Consider the following 15,771-nt stretch of genomic DNA (forward strand, 5'->3'; position numbering starts at 1 on the left):
GCGCCTGACGGGGGACAAATCGGAGCCAATGGCAAACCAAAGAAGAAAAGAGTCCGTGGCAGACAGGGTGTATGAAGCTCTGAAAGAGGACATCTTCGAGTTCCGGCTGCTTCCGGGCGACCGATTCAGCGAGGGAGATATCGGAAACCGCCTGAATGTGAGCCGGACACCCGTCAGGGAGGCGCTTTACCGCTTGCAGCGGGAGGGCCATGTGGAGGTGCTGTTCCGCAGTGGCTGGCAGGTAAATCCGTTTGATTTCCGGCAGGTGGAAGAGCTCTATGACCTGCGCATTACCCTCGAGCGGGCGGCCGTGCACAAGATCTGTGGCCTGGCTGAGGAACCGGAAGCATTGCGCACACTCACCGCCCTCTGGAATCCGGATCACCCTTCGGAGCGCGCGGTGGGCAGCACGGTCCGAATGCTGGACGAAAGCTTTCACTGCGATCTGGTCGCCGCCGCAGGGAATCGGGAAATGACGCGGATTCATCGGGAGATCACCGACCGGCTCCGGATTGTGAGGCGCCTGGACTTCAGCCGGGAAGAACGGGTGGACGCCACCTACGTTGAGCACGCGGCCATTCTGGAAGCCTTGAGGAGCGGCATGGCCAGCGAGGCCGCCGATCGGCTGACCCGCCATATCCGTGCCAGCCAGAAGGCGGTTCGGGAGATTACGATAGAGCGAATCCGCGAAGCCGCTGAGGCCCACCGCGGCGGGCAATAAATTGCCCTGCAGGCCCTGCAAATACTGAATTCCGGTTCATTTTGCTCGCCTCCGAAATGCTTACAAATCTGTAAGACATATCGCACAACCCCCGGAGCGATTCTCCGATAGGTAGGAATTCTAACCACAGTAGAATGGTCAGTGTCAGGGATGACAAGCCAGCAAGGAATGTTGGCCAAAGGACGAGAGCTTCAAGGATCGAAGCCGCAAGGATGGAAACTCCATGGATTTGGAGTTGCCCAAAGGATCAGGACTTACAGGGATGACCACAGGGAAGACGCGCTCAGGATGAGTCGCACGCCTGAAGGAACAGGCAGGGGTCAGCCACGGAATCGGGGATCACAAGGAATGTGGTCCCGTCCGTGCACTCCCCATCCCCACAGACATTTCTGCTCTCCTCTTACATTTCGCTTCTGCTGCTTTGCGCCCTGGCACACAACCAAAAACGCAAATTAGCCTCAGGAGCTGAAATCCATGAAACGTACACCTATCTTTGCCACCCTTGTTCTGCTGTTCAGCCTGGTTACCGGTTTTGCCTACGCCCAGGACGCCGCTATCAATATCAACACCGCCGACGTGGCCACGCTCGCCAGCCTGAACGGCATCGGCCAGAGCAAGGCTGAAGCCATCGTTGCTTACCGTGAAGCCAATGGTCCGTTTGCGGTCACCGCAGACCTGGCAAATGTGAAGGGGATCGGCGAGCGCACCATCGAGAAAAATGCCACGCGCCTGACCGTGAAGTAACACAGGGGGCAGTGGCTAGCCGCCACTGCCCTTTTCCCACACCCCTCCCCCACCTCTTTCCGGCTGCCCATAAAGTCGTCTGGCAACACCGCGCTCGCCACCCTATTATTGCTGGATAACACTTCAAAAATGACGAGCGTCGGCCCATGGTTGATCCCATCAAGGTTTATCCATCCAAACCTTCAAAAGTGTATTTCTACGGCACCTGTCTGGTGGACATGTTCTACCCGGATGCGGGCATTGCCGGTGTGGAGCTGCTGGAGCGTGAAGGCATTGAGGTGCTCTTCCCGCAGGACCAGACCTGCTGCGGCCAACCCGCCTACACCTCCGGTTACCATGACCAGGCCCGATCGGTAGCCAGAGCCCAGCTCGACCTGTTTCCCGGCGACTGGCCAATTGTGGTGCCGTCCGGCTCCTGTGGCGGGATGATGCGCAAGCACTACCCGGATCTGTTCAAGGACACCCCGGATGAAGTCAAAGCCGCCGAGGTTGCTGGCCGGGTCTGGGAGCTGACGGATTTTCTGCTGAACGTTTGCCATATCAAACTGGAAGACCTGGGTGAGCCCACCACGGTTGCCATGCACACCTCCTGCTCCGCCCGCCGTGAAATGGGCGTGGCCGAGGTAGGGCCAAAGCTCCTGGGCCAGTTGAAGAACGTGAATCTCGTGGAGCAGGTTCGGCCGGAGGAGTGCTGTGGTTTTGGCGGTACCTTTGCGGTTCGCCACCCGGAGATTTCCGGCGCCATGGTAAGCGAGAAAGTAGATGCACTGGTGGAGACCGGCACCAGACAGTTTGTCACCACCGATTGTGGCTGCCTGATGAACATTGCCGGGTACGCCGAGAAGAATCAGAAGCCTGTTGAAGGCCAGCACATTCTCAGTTTCCTGTGGTCGCGCACCCGGGGCAAAGGGGAGCAGCAGTCATGAGCGAGACAGCCGAGCACACTGGTCATCATATCGACGTAAAAGAGTTCCACCCGCGGGCTCAGGCGGCCATTCATAACCCCAAGATCCGCAAGAACTTCCGCAGTGCCATGGACGGATTGATGTCCAAGCGCAAGGCGGCGTTCGAGGGTTGGGATCTGGAAACCCTCCGGGAGCTGGGCGCCAATGTTCGGCTGCGTGCCCTGGCCAACCTGCCCGACTTGCTGGAGCAGCTTGAGAAAAAGCTGACTGAAAACGGCATTAAAGTGCACTGGGCGGTGGACGGCGACGAAGCCTGCCGGATTGTGCGGGATATCTGCAAGGCCCGGGATGCGAAGACGGTGATCAAGGGCAAGTCCATGGTCTCCGAGGAAATGGAGCTGAACCATTACCTGAAAGCAGAGGGCATTGAAGCCCTGGAATCGGACCTTGGCGAATACATCGTGCAGTTAGCGGATGAAACGCCTTCGCACATCATCATGCCGGCGATTCACAAGAATACCGGTGAGATCTCCGAGCTTATGCACGAGAAAACCGGCACGGATCTCTCCAACGATGTGGAATACCTCACCGCCAGCGCCCGCCAGCAGCTGCGGGAAAAGTTCATGAACGCGGATGTCGGCGTTTCCGGCGTCAACTTTGCGGTGGCGGAGACCGGCACGCTGTGTCTGGTGGAAAACGAGGGTAACGGCCGGATGACCACGACGGTGCCAAAGTGCCACATCGCCGTAACCGGCATCGAGAAGGTGGTGCCGAGCATGGAGGACGTCTCTGCCCTGCTCGCCCTGCTGACAAGGTCTGCCACCGGCCAGCACATCACCACTTACTTCAATATGATTTCCGGCCCGCGCAAGGCCGAAGAGCTGGACGGGCCGGAGGAAGTTCATCTGGTGCTGGTGGATAACGGCCGCTCGTCGATCTACCAGGACGATGAGTTGCTGGATACCCTGCGCTGCATCCGCTGCGGCGCCTGCATGAACCATTGCCCGGTGTACACACGAGTGGGCGGCCACGCCTATGGCACCACCTACCCGGGCCCCATCGGCAAAATCCTGATGCCGCATCTGATTGGCCTGGACGAAGGCCGGCATCTGCCGAGCGCCTCCAGCCTGTGCGGCGCCTGTGGCGAAGTCTGCCCGGTCAAGATTCCCATACCGGATCTGCTGGTGCGCCTGCGTCAGGAATCGGTGGATGGTGACAACCTGCACCCAGCCAAGGTCCGTGGCCATGGTGCCAAGCGAAGCTCAAAAGAGGCACTGATCTGGAAAGGCTGGGCCTGGATGCACGCAAGCCCGGGCATTTACAGGTTTGGCACCAGCGCCGCGACAAAATTCAGGGCATTGCAGCCCTCGAAAGCGGGCGCCTGGACCGACTACCGAACGGCCCCCAAACTGGCGGCCAAAACCCTGCACCAGCGGATGAAGGAGCGTGGCCAATGAGTTCCCGGGAAACGATTCTTCAGCGTCTGCGCAATCGGACGGGTGGCGAACTGACGGTACCTGAGTGTGATTTTTCGGTGCTTGCACGGCCGGACTGGCCCACCAACGAGCGCATCGAACGATTCGAGAAGCTGATCGAGTCCGTACATGGCGAGGTGCATCACGTTAGCGAGGACAGCTGGGTGGACCGCCTCGCTGAGGTGCTGAATACCCGCGGTGCGCGAAACCTGCTGGTACCAAAGCAGCACGAGATTGGCCAGACCCTACGCGCTGCCGACCGTGACGACTTGCCGGAACTGCTGATCTACGATGAGCCGATCGAAAGCTGGCAGGCCCATCTGTTCAACGAGGTGGACGCCAGCATCACCTCCACCCGCGGCGGTATTGCAGAGACCGGCTCGCTGATCCTGTGGCCAAACGACGACGAACCCCGGCTTATGAGCCTGGTGCCGCCGGTGCACATTGCCGTGCTGAAGGCCTCGGAACTCTATACCACCTTCCACGAAGCCATGCAGGCCCAGAACTGGGCCGCTGGCATGCCGACCAATGCCCTGCTAATCTCTGGCCCTTCCAAAACCGCCGACATCGAGCAAACCCTTGCCTACGGTGTTCACGGTCCCAAAGAGCTGATTGTGTTGATTATTGAATGATCCAAGGCGCCCTGTTGATCGCCCTGGCTGCCCTGCTATGGGCGACCACGGGCATTGTTGCGAAATTTCTGTTTACCGGTACCGAGCTGCAGGCCATTACGCTAGGCTTTCTGAGACTGGCGGTGGCCTTGCCCTTTTTCTGGCTGCTGATGCGGCGGGAGCAGGCACGCCTTGAACGCGCCCATCCGGGCGCCAGCGTGCCCGGTAGTTCGCTAAGAAGCCTTACGCGCAAGACCCTGATTCCGTTGGCGGCGCTTGGTCTGTTCCAGGCGTTTTACCAGGGCAGTTACCTCCTGGCCGTGGACCTGACCGGTGCCGGCATCGCCACCCTGATCGCGCTCTGCCTGCCCCCGGTGCTGGTGGCCATTCTGGCTGCACCCCTGCTTGGAGAGAAGCCCAGCCTTTTAACCGTACTTTCGTTGTTCGCGGCCATTGCAGGCACGGCCATGCTGGTCCTGAGCGATATGGACACCACCGGTACACTCCGACTCGCAGGAATTCTGGTGGCGTTACTGGCAGCCTGTGTGTACACCGGTTTCACGCTCACCAGCCGCTACAGCTCTGCCGGTACACCGGTGTTTACCACGGCGTTTATCTGTTTCTTTACGGCGGCGCTGATTCTGTTGCCGGTAGTGGCGCTGACTGGCGGGTTTGAGGGGCTGGAAACCCTGAATTTTGGCCACTGGCTGATGGTGGTCTATGTGGGCGTGGTGCCAACCTGCATCGGCTATGTGTGCTTTTTCACTGGCATGAAAACGACACCGGCAACGCTGTCGAGCATTATCGTGACGCTTGAGCCGCTGTTTGTGGCGCTGCTGGCCTGGGTATTTCTGGAAGAGATTCTGGGGCCAATCGGTATTGCGGGGGCGCTGATCCTGACTGCAGCGGTGGTGGTGGCCTCCCGCTACGGTCGTAAACCCGCAGCCGGCCAGGAGGCCGGTGCGGAGTAAGGAAGATCAGTCCTCCTTACGCTGTTTCTCGAGCATGTCCGGCTGCAGGATTTCGATCCAGTAGCCGTCCGGGTCTTTGATGAAGGCCAGGCCTTTCATCTTGCCGTCGTCCGGCTTTTTCACGAATTCCACACCGAGCTTTTCAAACCGGTCGCAGGCGGCATAGACGTCTGGCACGGCAACACCAATGTGGCCAAAGCCCTGGGGCTCGTCGTTGCCATTGTGGTAGCCAAAGTCGTTGTCGTCTTCGGTGCCCCAGTTGTGGGTCAGCTCAAGCATGGCTTCGCGGCCGAAGGTGTAGGTGGTCCGGTGGGCATCGTCATGAGGAACCAGACCAGCCTGACGATCATCCAGGTAACCCAGGAAATACAGGGTGAACTTCATTTCGGGGAAGTCCAGTTTGCGAACCAGGCGCATGCCCATCACTCGGGTGTAAAAGTCCATGGAGCGCTCGGGTTCCTTGATGCGCATCATGGTCTGGTTGAATACGTAGCCTTCGGTTTCGGGAACGGGTTCTTCGTATAGGCCGGGGGCCTGTTCGAAATGCTTGGGCATTTTGGTTTTCCCTTTTTTGCGTGGAGTTTAAACCATATACCTGTGTGCGTTTCAGAGGGATTTCAAGGGTGTGAAAAAGAGTGCGAAAAAAGACCCCGGGGTCAGAGACTAGCCTGCGGGGTCTTGAGGGCCGGTTTTTATGCCAGCTGGTGTTCCTCGCCTTGGTAATAAGCCTCCACTCTTGGGTTCATTACTCGCCGCCAGAGTGGGGGGAACATTGCCAGGACGATCATTGCCGAGTAGCCGGCTGGTAGTTGGGGGGCTACGTCGTGGTGGCGGAGGATCTGGTAGCGTCTCTTGGCCCAGGCGTGGTGGTCGCTGTGGCGTTGGAGGTGGAACAGGAAGACGTTGGTCAGGAAGTAGTTGCTGTTCCAGCTGTGTTCGGGGCCGGTGCGTTCGTAGCGGCCGTTTTCGAGTTTTCTGCGGTGCAAACCGTAGTGTTCGAGGTAGTTGACGATTTCCAGCAGGGTGAAGGCGATAAAACTCTGCCCGAGGAAGAAGACGGCGCCGAGCCAGCCGAAGGCGATGGTGAAGGCGGCCAGTACCAGGGCGCTGAGGCTGTACCACCAGATCAGTTCGTTGTGCCAGCTAACAGTCTTGTGGCCTTTGCGTTGGAGGCGTTCGGCTTCCAGTTTCCAGGCGTTAATGAAGTTGCGTACGTAGGCCTGGGGCAGGAAGTTGTAGAGGGACTGGTTGTATCTGGATGAGGAGGCGTCTTCCGGGGTTGAGACGTGGACATGGTGGCCGCGTAGGTGTTCGACTTTGAAGCCGGCGTAGCAGACCAGTGACAGCAGGAAGCCGCCAGACCGGGTTTCGAGTTTTTCGTCTTTGTGGATGAGTTCGTGGGCGACGTTGATGCCGAGGCCGCCGACGATGCCGATGGAGACAATCCAGCCAATGCTTCCTATCAGGCTGAATGTACCGGAAGCCAGTTCCAGCATGCTCCAGACCAGCAAGGCTGCGAAGCCAGCAACCCAGCCCAGTGTGATGGCCTTGTAGAAACGCTCGCCGACCATTCTTGGCACGTCGGTTTCTTCATCCGGGTTCAGGGAATCCTTGCCCAGCAGCATGTCCAGCACCGGAATGATCCCGAAGACAACGACGGGGACGCCCCAGGAAAACAGGTTTACCAGATCAGTGGCGTGGCCGGCGGCCAGCAGCAGAGGGGGCAGCACCAGCGGCACCATGGCGATCAGGTAGCTGTACTTCTTGAGGGTCAGCAATATTCGCCGGCGGGTGGCCTCGCGATTTACCGATAACTGCGTCGTGCTCATTGGGTTCTCTCCATCAAATGCTTGTTGGTGAAACTCTGATCACCTGTTGTTTTATGCATTATTGTCCTACAATACATCAGTCGTCAACCAATGGGCGGGAGTTTTTTGACAATCATCAGGAACCCTCGGCGGATCAAGGTGTTGTGGCTGTCAGACTCAGAGGCTGTGATAAACTCATGCGCACGCATTCCCACGCAGGCCGGCTTACCGCAGCAGCCGACCGGTTTTTAAGACCTGTTCAGAGAGCCTTTATGGATTTTCAGGTGCCCAACACTCTGGCCGAGCAGATTGCCAATTACCTGGCCGAGCGGATCATGAGCGGGCAGATTCGCCCCGGTGAGCGGATTCAGGAGGCGACCCTGGCCGGTGAATTGAAGGTCAGTCGTGCCTCGGTGAAGGAAGCCTTGTACACACTGGAGCGCTGGCATCTGGTGGAGATCACGCCCCGCAAGGGTGCTTCGGCAACCCGACTGGACGCGGCCCATGCGTCCGAGCTTTACGATGTATACATGCATTTGCTGATGATGATGGCGGTGCGTTTGTGCGAGCGCTGGCAGGAGAACGATAAGCCTCAGGTGCTTGGGGCAGTGAGCAAGGCTGTTGAAAAGATCAACGAGGGCTCTGCTGACATCTCCGGGGTGGTTGAGGCGAGTTTTGATGTGATGGATGCCTGTTGTGAGGTGGTAGGGAATCCTTATCTCACGGAGGCTTTGTCGAATTTCAAGCCGGCGGTCAGTCGGGCCTATTATCTGAGCGCGAATCGATATCGGCGGGATCTGGCGCAGACCAGTGAGTTTTTTGCCAATCTGCCACAGGCGGTGCTGGCGCGGGATTCGGATAAGGCGCAGGCGTTGATTCGGGAGTTTGCGGAGCACCAGAAGTCTCTCATTCAGCAGGCTCTCGCTTCTTAGTCCAGGTTTTGCCTGCCGGCTTGAGACGCATGCAAAGCGAGCAGGCAGGCCTCCCAAAACACGCTGTGAATACATCCGTGTACGCTTGGCTCCGCCATCCATGGCTCCGCACAGTTTTGGGAGGCCTGCCTGCCCGCTTCGCCCCATCCTCTGTGGTTACATATACATGTGACAGGGCTCACAGATCTTTGTCCCTCCCCCGCTTATCGTAACAGTCTGTAACAAACCAAAGTTCTGCTGCATAGGTTGTGCTGTCCCCCTGCGGCCCGGGGAGTGTTTGAACGCTCTCCCCTAAAAACAATAAACCGGACTTTTGGGGCCACCATGACTCAGTCACTTGCCTGTCGTCGAAACACCACGTCGTCCACGCTCTCGCTCTGGGTGCTTGCGCTCTCCCTTCCATTGCCCGCCATGGCGGAGTTCAGGCCGCTGGATGATGGGGCGCTGTCTGGTGTAACCGGTCAGGCGGGTGTGACGATTGAGCTGGAGACCAGGCTCAGCATTGATCGGTTCAGCTGGATTGATGAGGGTTCGTTGAATGTGAACGGGCTGAGGTTGTCCGGGCAGAACGATACGGTGCTGGATAACATGAAGCTGACGATCGATATTGCTGGCGATGGGGAAGTGCTGGAGCACGGGTTTTCGGAGATCGCGCGGCGTGCCGATGCGGGGTTGTTGGACCCAACCGATCCGGATGTGGCCGATGCTCTGGCGAAGTATTCCGTCGCGGGCTCTTTTGGGAAGCAGTTCAATAGCGGTGATCTGGTGATGCACCTCGGTGCAACCGATTATGGCGATCCGACCAGTGTGGATGAATACCTGCAGGCGGTGGATTTTGAGCTGGCAGTGGACAGTGTGACTACTTCGGGTAGCGAGGGTTCAGCCACACTGTTCTCGGACATCCTGCTGCAGGGGCACATCGGGCCAACAGATCTGGTGATTACCAACGACGGAACCGCTACTCGCACACTGGCGAACGGCAACGAGGTGTCCGGCTCTGAACTGCAGCTGGATACCCATTTCGAGATTACCAACGGTAGCCTCAACTGGGATGCGGCGGATGTGATTCTGCTGTTCAACTTCGCCGCGGTCGGTATTGAGGGTTTGCAGATTCATAACCGGCGGGGCGATGACACGCTGGGGCATTTCGGCATGGCCAGTGCGACTGCCAAGCTGTCCCGGGGCACCAGCGCCGCCTCGGGCAAGGAAGGGCTTTCGGTACATGACGTTGAGTTCCGGGCGGATATTGATATGCCGGTCTTCAAGATGGGCGGCACCAGTATTGGTAGCGTTCAGTTCACGGACTTTGCCATCACCAACACCACCATGATGGTGTATGGCCACTAGCCGGACACTGGACACCCACCACACCCTACCCTGTAAACTGCCCGTCTCACTCTGACGGGCAGCCCATGACTCACTCCACGGACATCGACTATTCGAAACGCGCCTCTGGAAAAAGGCTGGCGATGTTCAGCCTGTTGTTTGTGGCGCTTACCGCTGCCGGGCTGTATGCCGTTTACGACCTGTTTGCCGAACGCACCCTTACTTTTGATGCCAGGCTGATCGCTCCGGGGACCCTTTTATCGGTGGCTGGCCTGTTGCTGGTTTATTTCATCTCCGATGGCCTTCGGCTTTATTTTACCCTTCGTGCTCTGGGGCATCGGCTGCCGCTGCCGGCGATGTTCCGGCTGGTATTTATCAATCTGTTTTTCTCCAACATCACACCGATGGCCACCGGCGGCGGTTTCGCACAGATCTGGTTCCTTAGCCAACATGGCGTTCCGGTTGGCAGGGCCACGGCAGCCACAACGATCCGAACGGTACTGGCGGTATTGTTCATTTTCTCGCTCACGCCGGTATTTCTGCTCACGCTCAAGCCCCTGGACGGCAACTCAATTGTCGGTGATATCGGCACCGCGCTGGCGCTTCTGATCGTTCTATACCTTGGCTTTTTCCTGGTGCTGTTGTTCCGGACGCGCTGGCTGATTGGCCCATTGACCCGTCTGCTGCGGGCTGCACGTCGACTGCACCTGATCAGTGAGCGCCGCCACCGGCAATGGCAGTTCAAGGCACGCAGGGAGATGCTGCGGCTGTCACGGAGCTTTGGCGATTATCTGCGCGGCGCTCCGGTGTTCGTCTGGCTGTCCATCCTGTTCACGGCCATCTTCTTACTCAGTCTGTTCAGTTTCCCGGCGCTTTTGATGCACAGTCTGGACTACAGTGTTGATTATGTGATGTCAGTGGGCCTGCTGGTGGTGACGACCTTCGTTATGTATTTTTCACCCACGCCTGGTGCCTCCGGTATCTCGGAAGGTGTTTTCGGGAGCTTTTTCCGGGATATCCTCTCTGGTAACCACTTGATACAAGTTATCGTCTGCTGGCGCCTGCTCACCATCTACCTGGGCATGATCATCGGGCTGGTGGTGCTGCAGAAGGAACTTGTCGCCAATCGCAGGAGAGCCGGATGATTTTCCGCAACCCCCTCAAGCTTCTGTTCTACCTCTGCCTGCTGGTGGTGTTTCTGCTGGTGGGCTACAAGACCTATCTGAACCTGTTCACAGAGGATTTCGAGGGGATCCATACCGAGCAGGTGGAGCAGATCTATCGTGAGCTTGACCCCGGTGAATCATTCAGCTTTGCGGTGGTGGGTAACATCAACAACTCGGTGGGGGTTTTCGAGGACCGCATCATTCCGGAACTGAACCGGTCCGGGCTCGATTTTCTGGTCTCGGCGGGTAATGCAGTCAGCGGCGGTGGCGAAGACAAGTACCGGGCCCTCTACGGCACTCTGAGCCATCTGGAGATTCCCTACCTGCTGACCTTCGGCGCCCACGAGTTTGAGGATTTTGGCAGTTTCCGTTTCTACGATCACTTCGGCCCGCACTTCTTCAGCATAGAGGCAGGTGCCGCCCGGTTGATTTTCCTCGACAGCACCGGGAAAACCCCCTGGCGCTGGCAGATCCGCTGGCTGAAGGATCTGCTGGCCCAGGACAGCTCAAAGGCCCGAATTCTGTTCATAGGGCATCCTCCCCTGCACCCGGACGAAAACGCTCCGTTCGATCAGAAGGATGATTACCTGGCGCCGCCCGAGTTCCGGGACGCACTGCTTCAGACAATCGAAGAGCATGATGTTGACCGGGTGTTTTCCGCCAACCTGTCGCTCTATTCCGAAAAGACGGTCGGAGACACCACGTTTGTTACCACCGGCGGTGCCGGTGGCCTGGTCATGAACAACGACACCAGTTTCTATCACTATGTGCGGGTCGATGTGGGCTCCGATGGCGAGGTAAGCCACAACCTGGAGCGCCTCGAAGTAGGCCAGCATCCGATTCTGAAGCGGCTGGAGAGTCTCTGGTTCTTCATTTACTCCCTGTTCTACACCGGCTACCTCAATTTCATTCTGATTGTCGCCGTGTTTGCGGCCATTGCCATCAAACTCTACGGCGCCATTTTTATCGGCAAGGATTATTACCCGGACTACGATCTGGACCCGGCCCCCTGGCTCGAAAAACCGATGCGGGTGGCGATGTTTACCAACAACTACCTGCCCTTTATTGGCGGCGTGCCGATTTCCATCGAACGCCTGCGTCGGGGTCTGGAAGCCCTTGGCGATAAACTTCTTATAGTGGCGCCCCGTTACAAAGGACAGCCTGAGGCCGAACCCCACGTACTTCGGGTGCCCTCACTTCTGGCCATGGGAGAAAAGCGGGAATTCAGGTTGGCCAACATTTTCCTCGCGCGGATCCGCAAGCGAGTGCGGGCTTTCAAGCCGGATATTATCCATCTGCATCATCCGTTCTGGCTGGGGTCGCTAGGTCTGTTCGTGGCGCGTACCCTGAGTATACCGGCCATCTATACCTACCATACCCGGCTGGAGCACTATGCCCACTTTGTGCCACTTCCGGGCATGCTGTTCCGGAACCTGATCTCCCACGCCCTGATCAAGCGGTTTGCCAACAAGTGCGACGGCGTGATCGTGCCAACCTACTCGACCGAGGAATACCTGCGGATGATTGGGGTGAAGACGCCGACGTTCGTGCAGCCAACCGGCATCGAATACCACAAATTCCAGGACGTTCAGCAGGAAGACATCAAGAAGCTCCGTGACAGACTGGAACTGAAAGACGAAAAAGTGTTCGTCAGCGTCTCCCGGCTTTCCAATGAGAAGAATATCGACTTCATGATCGAGGCCATTGATGCTCTCAGGCGGGAAACCGATGTGCCCTTCCGGTTCCTGATGATCGGCGATGGCCACCAGAAAGACCGGCTGCAAAAGAAGATTGAAGATCTCGGGCTCCAACAACACTTCACCCTGGTCGGCGCCGTTCCGCCGGACGAGATGGCCACCTGGTATCGGCTTGGCGATGCCTTCCTGTTTGCCTCGATATCCGAAACCCAGGGCATGGTCATTCTTGAGGCCATGGCCGCCGGCTTGCCGGTAGTCGCGGTGCGATCCAGCGGTATTGAGGACGTGGTTCGGCACGGGTTCAACGGATTCAAAACGCCGGAGAAACAGGACCAGTGGCGGGCGCAGGTGAAAAAACTGCTGGAAGACGACGAACTGCGCGAGAAGCTTTCCTCCCAGGCCCTGGAGTTTGCCGGGGATTATTCGGTAGAGCAGTTTGCCAGTGACGTTCGCACCATCTACGCCACCACCCTGGCCATGTACGACAAGAAGCGAAAAGGATCGGTGCTTCGACCCGAATAAGTAGGGTTACGGTTTTCCTGGCGGAGCTGATCGGGCTAGACTCAATTCACGTATTACAAAGACAGTTTTCACCCTCGGATCGACCTGATGAATGGAGAGTAACGTGAGCGGTATCCCTGTCGGAATCAGCACCTGCCTGCTGGGAAAGGAAGTTCGCCATGACGGCGGCCATAAACATTCCCGTTACTGCACCCAGGTGCTTTCAAAGCATTTTGATTTCCGCTCCATCTGCCCTGAGCTGGAAGCGGGCCTGGGCGTTCCACGCCCTGCCATCCACCTGCGCGAGTACAGTGAGGGCCTGCGCCTGATCGAAACCAAGGGGGCTGCGGACCATACCGATGCCATGCAGGGCTTTATCGACCAGGTCATGCCCACCCTGGCTGACCTGCGCGGCTACATCCTGATGGCCAAGTCTCCCAGCTGCGGCTTGGAGCGGATCAAGGTCCACAATGAGGATGGCAACGTCATCCGCCGCGATGGCCGGGGCATGTTTGCCGAGGCGCTGCTGAAGGCTTATCCGCTGATGCCGGTGGAGGAAGAAGGACGTCTCAATGACGACATGATCCGGGAAAACTTCATTGAGCGTGTATTTGCCTACGACGACTGGATGCAGAACGTGGCCGGCGACAAGCTTTCCGCTCAGGCGCTGATCGAGTTTCATACCCGCCACAAGTTTCAGCTTCTTGCCCACTCGGAGCGAATCTACCGCCAGCTCGGCCCCATGCTGGGAGACCTGAAATCCGAACCTTTGGAAGCTATTGCGGAGCGCTACATCCACCAGTTTATGGAGGCTATGAGCAAGAAGGTGAGCCGGGGTTCACACATGAACGCCATGCAGCACCTGATGGGCTACCTGAGGGACTCCATGGGTGATGAAGATCGCAAGGTACTGATGGAGCAGATGGAGGCATACCGCCGTGGGGAAGTGCCGCTGGTGGTGCCGATGACCCTGCTGCGCATGGCTCAACGGAGAGAGCCGGTGGACTACCTGCATGCCCAGCAGTATCTGACGCCATACCCGGATGAGCTGGGCCTCAGAAACAACGTTTGAATCCTTAGCCTGGGTCAGATGAACACTTCATCTGACCCAGGCTTCCACGTCCTCAGAAACCATAGATAAGCGAAAGCGACGTTTCCGTGTCGGTGTTTTCAGAGCCTGCGGGCGGATCCGACAGATGCTTGACCCGGAACGCAGCCTTCATGGAGAGGTTTCCCACCACATTCGCCTGCAGTGACGTTTCCGACTCGGTGACCGTGTTGTTCTCATCCAGTCCGATTTCAGTACTCAGCTTCTGACGGAACAGTGAGTTCTCCGACAGCGCATAATCAAACTGGCCTGCCAGGCGGGCGATCGCCTCTTCTTCGGCATCCTCGCCCTGGGCATTCACCGTTTCCAGTTTGTTGTAGCGATAACCGCCACCGACAGAGAGATCCAGGAAGGAGCGCTCGCCGGATGTCCACACACGGTTCCCATAACCCGTCGTCACTGAAGATTCGAAATCGTAGCCGGAGAACCGGTCGTCCTCGTAGGAGCCCCGGAGGAACCAGTACTGGTTCTCTGCGAACTTGTAGTCAGTTTCGAGGGCGGCCAGATACTTCTCGGCTGTGGTTTCGTCGTCGGTCTCGGAATAATTGGTCCGAAACTCGCCCGTGTTGCGCCAGGTTTCGACTTCATGGATCAGCCCCAGGCGCCCCTTGATGTTGGTCTCTTCGGTATTGCCCGAGGTGATCAACACACCCAGCTCCGTTTCACCCTTCCAGTTGTCTGCCTCCTGCGCACTGGCAAAGGGCGCGATAACAACTGCGGTAATAGCTACTGCCTGTCGTAAATCCATGAAGTCTCCTTTCCGGGTTGGTCAGGCCCTCTCGGTGCTGCTCGCCCTTTCGCCCTCCAGGCTTTTGCGGGCCTGACGTTCTCTTTCAGCCTTTTTCCGGGCCTTGCGCTCGGCGATGATGCGCGCCGCTTCGCCGCCAACGTGGGCCTCACCTCGCTCCTCCGCCAGACGCATCTGGCGTTCACGCTCGGCAAACCGGGCCTTCTGCTCTTCGGTCAGCGAATCGATGCACTGGTGGCAGCTCACACCCTGCTCATACTCGGGACGCTGCTTGTCTTCCTCGGTGATCGGCCGGCGGCAGGCATGGCACTGGTCGTAATCGCCACGCTCCAGTCGATGGTTAACCGTTACCCGATCATCAAAAACAAAGCACTCTCCGTGCCACAGGCTCTGCTCTTCCGGTACCTCTTCCAGATATTTCAGGATGCCGCCCTTGAGGTGATACACCTCCTCGAAACCCTGTTCCTTCAGATACGCGGTGGATTTCTCGCAACGGATACCCCCAGTACAGAACATGGCGACCTTTTTGTGTTTCGAAGGATCCAGGTTCTGCTTCACGTATTCCGGGAACTCCCGGAAGGTATCGGTGGCCGGATTGACGGCATTTTTGAAGGTGCCGATTTCCACTTCGTACTGGTTGCGGGTATCCACCAGCACAACCTCAGGATCGGAAATCAGATCATTCCATTCCTTCGGATCAACATACGTGCCAACAATCCGCTTCGGATCGATACCCTCCACACCCATGGTGACAATCTCTTTCTTGAGCTTCACTTTGGTGCGTTTGAACGGCTGGATGTCCACAAAGGACTCTTTGTAATCAATGCCGTCGAACCGCTCGTCGCTGGCGATCCAGGCTTTCACGGCATCAATGCCCTCTCGGCTGCCAGCAATGGTGCCATTGATGCCTTCGCGCGCCAGCAGCAAAGTGCCATGCACGTCTTTCTCAAGCATCAGGTCCAGCAGGGGCTGGCGGAGGGATTTGAAATCATTCAGAACTGCGAACTTGTACAGTGCGCAGACAACAACGTTGTTGCTCATCATTTTCTCCTGCGGGC

Annotated in this window: 15 protein-coding genes; 11 read left to right on the top strand and 4 right to left on the bottom strand. The window is 57.8% G+C overall.

Features of this window, described 5'->3' with window-relative positions:
* Positions 1–28: 28 nt before the first annotated feature.
* The 6 genes from GJU83_RS05195 to GJU83_RS05220 all read left to right on the top strand — a co-directional run bounded on the left by GJU83_RS05195 (position 29) and on the right by GJU83_RS05220 (position 5,427).
* Positions 29–721 (top strand): GntR family transcriptional regulator, encoded by a 693-nt coding sequence (locus GJU83_RS05195; protein ID WP_153633876.1) that lies wholly within the window; start codon positions 29–31, stop codon positions 719–721.
* 474 nt (positions 722–1,195) lie between these two features.
* Positions 1,196–1,465 (top strand): ComEA family DNA-binding protein, encoded by a 270-nt coding sequence (locus GJU83_RS05200; protein WP_153633877.1) that lies wholly within the window; start codon positions 1,196–1,198, stop codon positions 1,463–1,465.
* Between the two features lie 146 nt (positions 1,466–1,611).
* Entirely contained in the window at positions 1,612–2,391 is a 780-nt protein-coding gene (locus tag GJU83_RS05205; protein ID WP_153633878.1) for a (Fe-S)-binding protein, read from the top strand.
* Positions 2,388–3,827 carry a LutB/LldF family L-lactate oxidation iron-sulfur protein gene (locus GJU83_RS05210; protein ID WP_153633879.1) on the top strand — a complete coding sequence of 480 codons (1,440 nt, stop codon included), beginning with the start codon at positions 2,388–2,390 and terminating at the stop codon, positions 3,825–3,827. Before GJU83_RS05205 ends, GJU83_RS05210 begins: the two co-directional genes overlap by 4 nt.
* Complete coding sequence (locus GJU83_RS05215; protein WP_153633880.1) at positions 3,824–4,477, top strand: LutC/YkgG family protein; 654 nt, start codon at positions 3,824–3,826, stop codon at positions 4,475–4,477. Before GJU83_RS05210 ends, GJU83_RS05215 begins: the two co-directional genes overlap by 4 nt.
* Positions 4,474–5,427: a DMT family transporter gene (locus GJU83_RS05220; protein WP_153633881.1), complete on the top strand. Its 954-nt coding sequence runs from the start codon at positions 4,474–4,476 to the stop codon at positions 5,425–5,427. The genes GJU83_RS05215 and GJU83_RS05220 overlap by 4 nt, the downstream gene beginning before the upstream one ends.
* Positions 5,428–5,433: 6 nt before the next feature.
* Here GJU83_RS05220 and gloA read toward each other — a convergent pair whose 3' ends face one another.
* Positions 5,434–5,982, bottom strand: coding sequence for a lactoylglutathione lyase (gene gloA / locus GJU83_RS05225; protein ID WP_153633882.1), 549 nt, complete (start codon positions 5,980–5,982; stop codon positions 5,434–5,436).
* 137 nt (positions 5,983–6,119) lie between these two features.
* Positions 6,120–7,256: an alkane 1-monooxygenase gene (locus tag GJU83_RS05230; protein ID WP_153633883.1), complete on the bottom strand. Its 1,137-nt coding sequence runs from the start codon at positions 7,254–7,256 to the stop codon at positions 6,120–6,122.
* 251 nt (positions 7,257–7,507) lie between these two features.
* On the opposite strand from GJU83_RS05230, the gene GJU83_RS05235 reads away from it, so the two are divergent.
* From GJU83_RS05235 to GJU83_RS05255, 5 genes are all read left to right on the top strand, one after another.
* Complete coding sequence (locus tag GJU83_RS05235) at positions 7,508–8,167, top strand: GntR family transcriptional regulator (protein ID WP_153633884.1); 660 nt, start codon at positions 7,508–7,510, stop codon at positions 8,165–8,167.
* Between the two features lie 324 nt (positions 8,168–8,491).
* Complete coding sequence (locus GJU83_RS05240; RefSeq protein ID WP_153633885.1) at positions 8,492–9,514, top strand: DUF6160 family protein; 1,023 nt, start codon at positions 8,492–8,494, stop codon at positions 9,512–9,514.
* A gap of 65 nt (positions 9,515–9,579) precedes the next feature.
* Positions 9,580–10,638 carry a lysylphosphatidylglycerol synthase transmembrane domain-containing protein gene (locus tag GJU83_RS05245; protein WP_153633886.1) on the top strand — a complete coding sequence of 353 codons (1,059 nt, stop codon included), beginning with the start codon at positions 9,580–9,582 and terminating at the stop codon, positions 10,636–10,638.
* On the top strand, positions 10,635–12,878 hold the full coding sequence (locus GJU83_RS05250; RefSeq protein ID WP_153633887.1) for a glycosyltransferase: 2,244 nt from the start codon (positions 10,635–10,637) through the stop codon (positions 12,876–12,878). The genes GJU83_RS05245 and GJU83_RS05250 overlap by 4 nt, the downstream gene beginning before the upstream one ends.
* 103 nt (positions 12,879–12,981) lie before the next feature.
* On the top strand, positions 12,982–13,929 hold the full coding sequence (locus tag GJU83_RS05255) for a YbgA family protein (RefSeq protein WP_153633888.1): 948 nt from the start codon (positions 12,982–12,984) through the stop codon (positions 13,927–13,929).
* A 52-nt stretch (positions 13,930–13,981) separates the two neighbouring features.
* On the opposite strand, the gene GJU83_RS05260 is transcribed toward GJU83_RS05255, so the two are convergent.
* Together GJU83_RS05260 and trhO are read right to left on the bottom strand one after the other, a co-directional pair.
* Positions 13,982–14,713: a DUF481 domain-containing protein gene (locus GJU83_RS05260; protein ID WP_153633889.1), complete on the bottom strand. Its 732-nt coding sequence runs from the start codon at positions 14,711–14,713 to the stop codon at positions 13,982–13,984.
* Between the two features lie 21 nt (positions 14,714–14,734).
* Positions 14,735–15,754, bottom strand: a complete 1,020-nt coding sequence (gene trhO, locus GJU83_RS05265) for an oxygen-dependent tRNA uridine(34) hydroxylase TrhO (RefSeq protein WP_153633890.1) — start codon at positions 15,752–15,754, stop codon at positions 14,735–14,737.
* Positions 15,755–15,771 lie beyond the last annotated feature (17 nt).

The sequence above is a fragment of the Marinobacter salsuginis genome (genome assembly GCF_009617755.1).
GTDB classification, from domain to species: Bacteria; Pseudomonadota; Gammaproteobacteria; order Pseudomonadales; family Oleiphilaceae; genus Marinobacter; species Marinobacter salsuginis.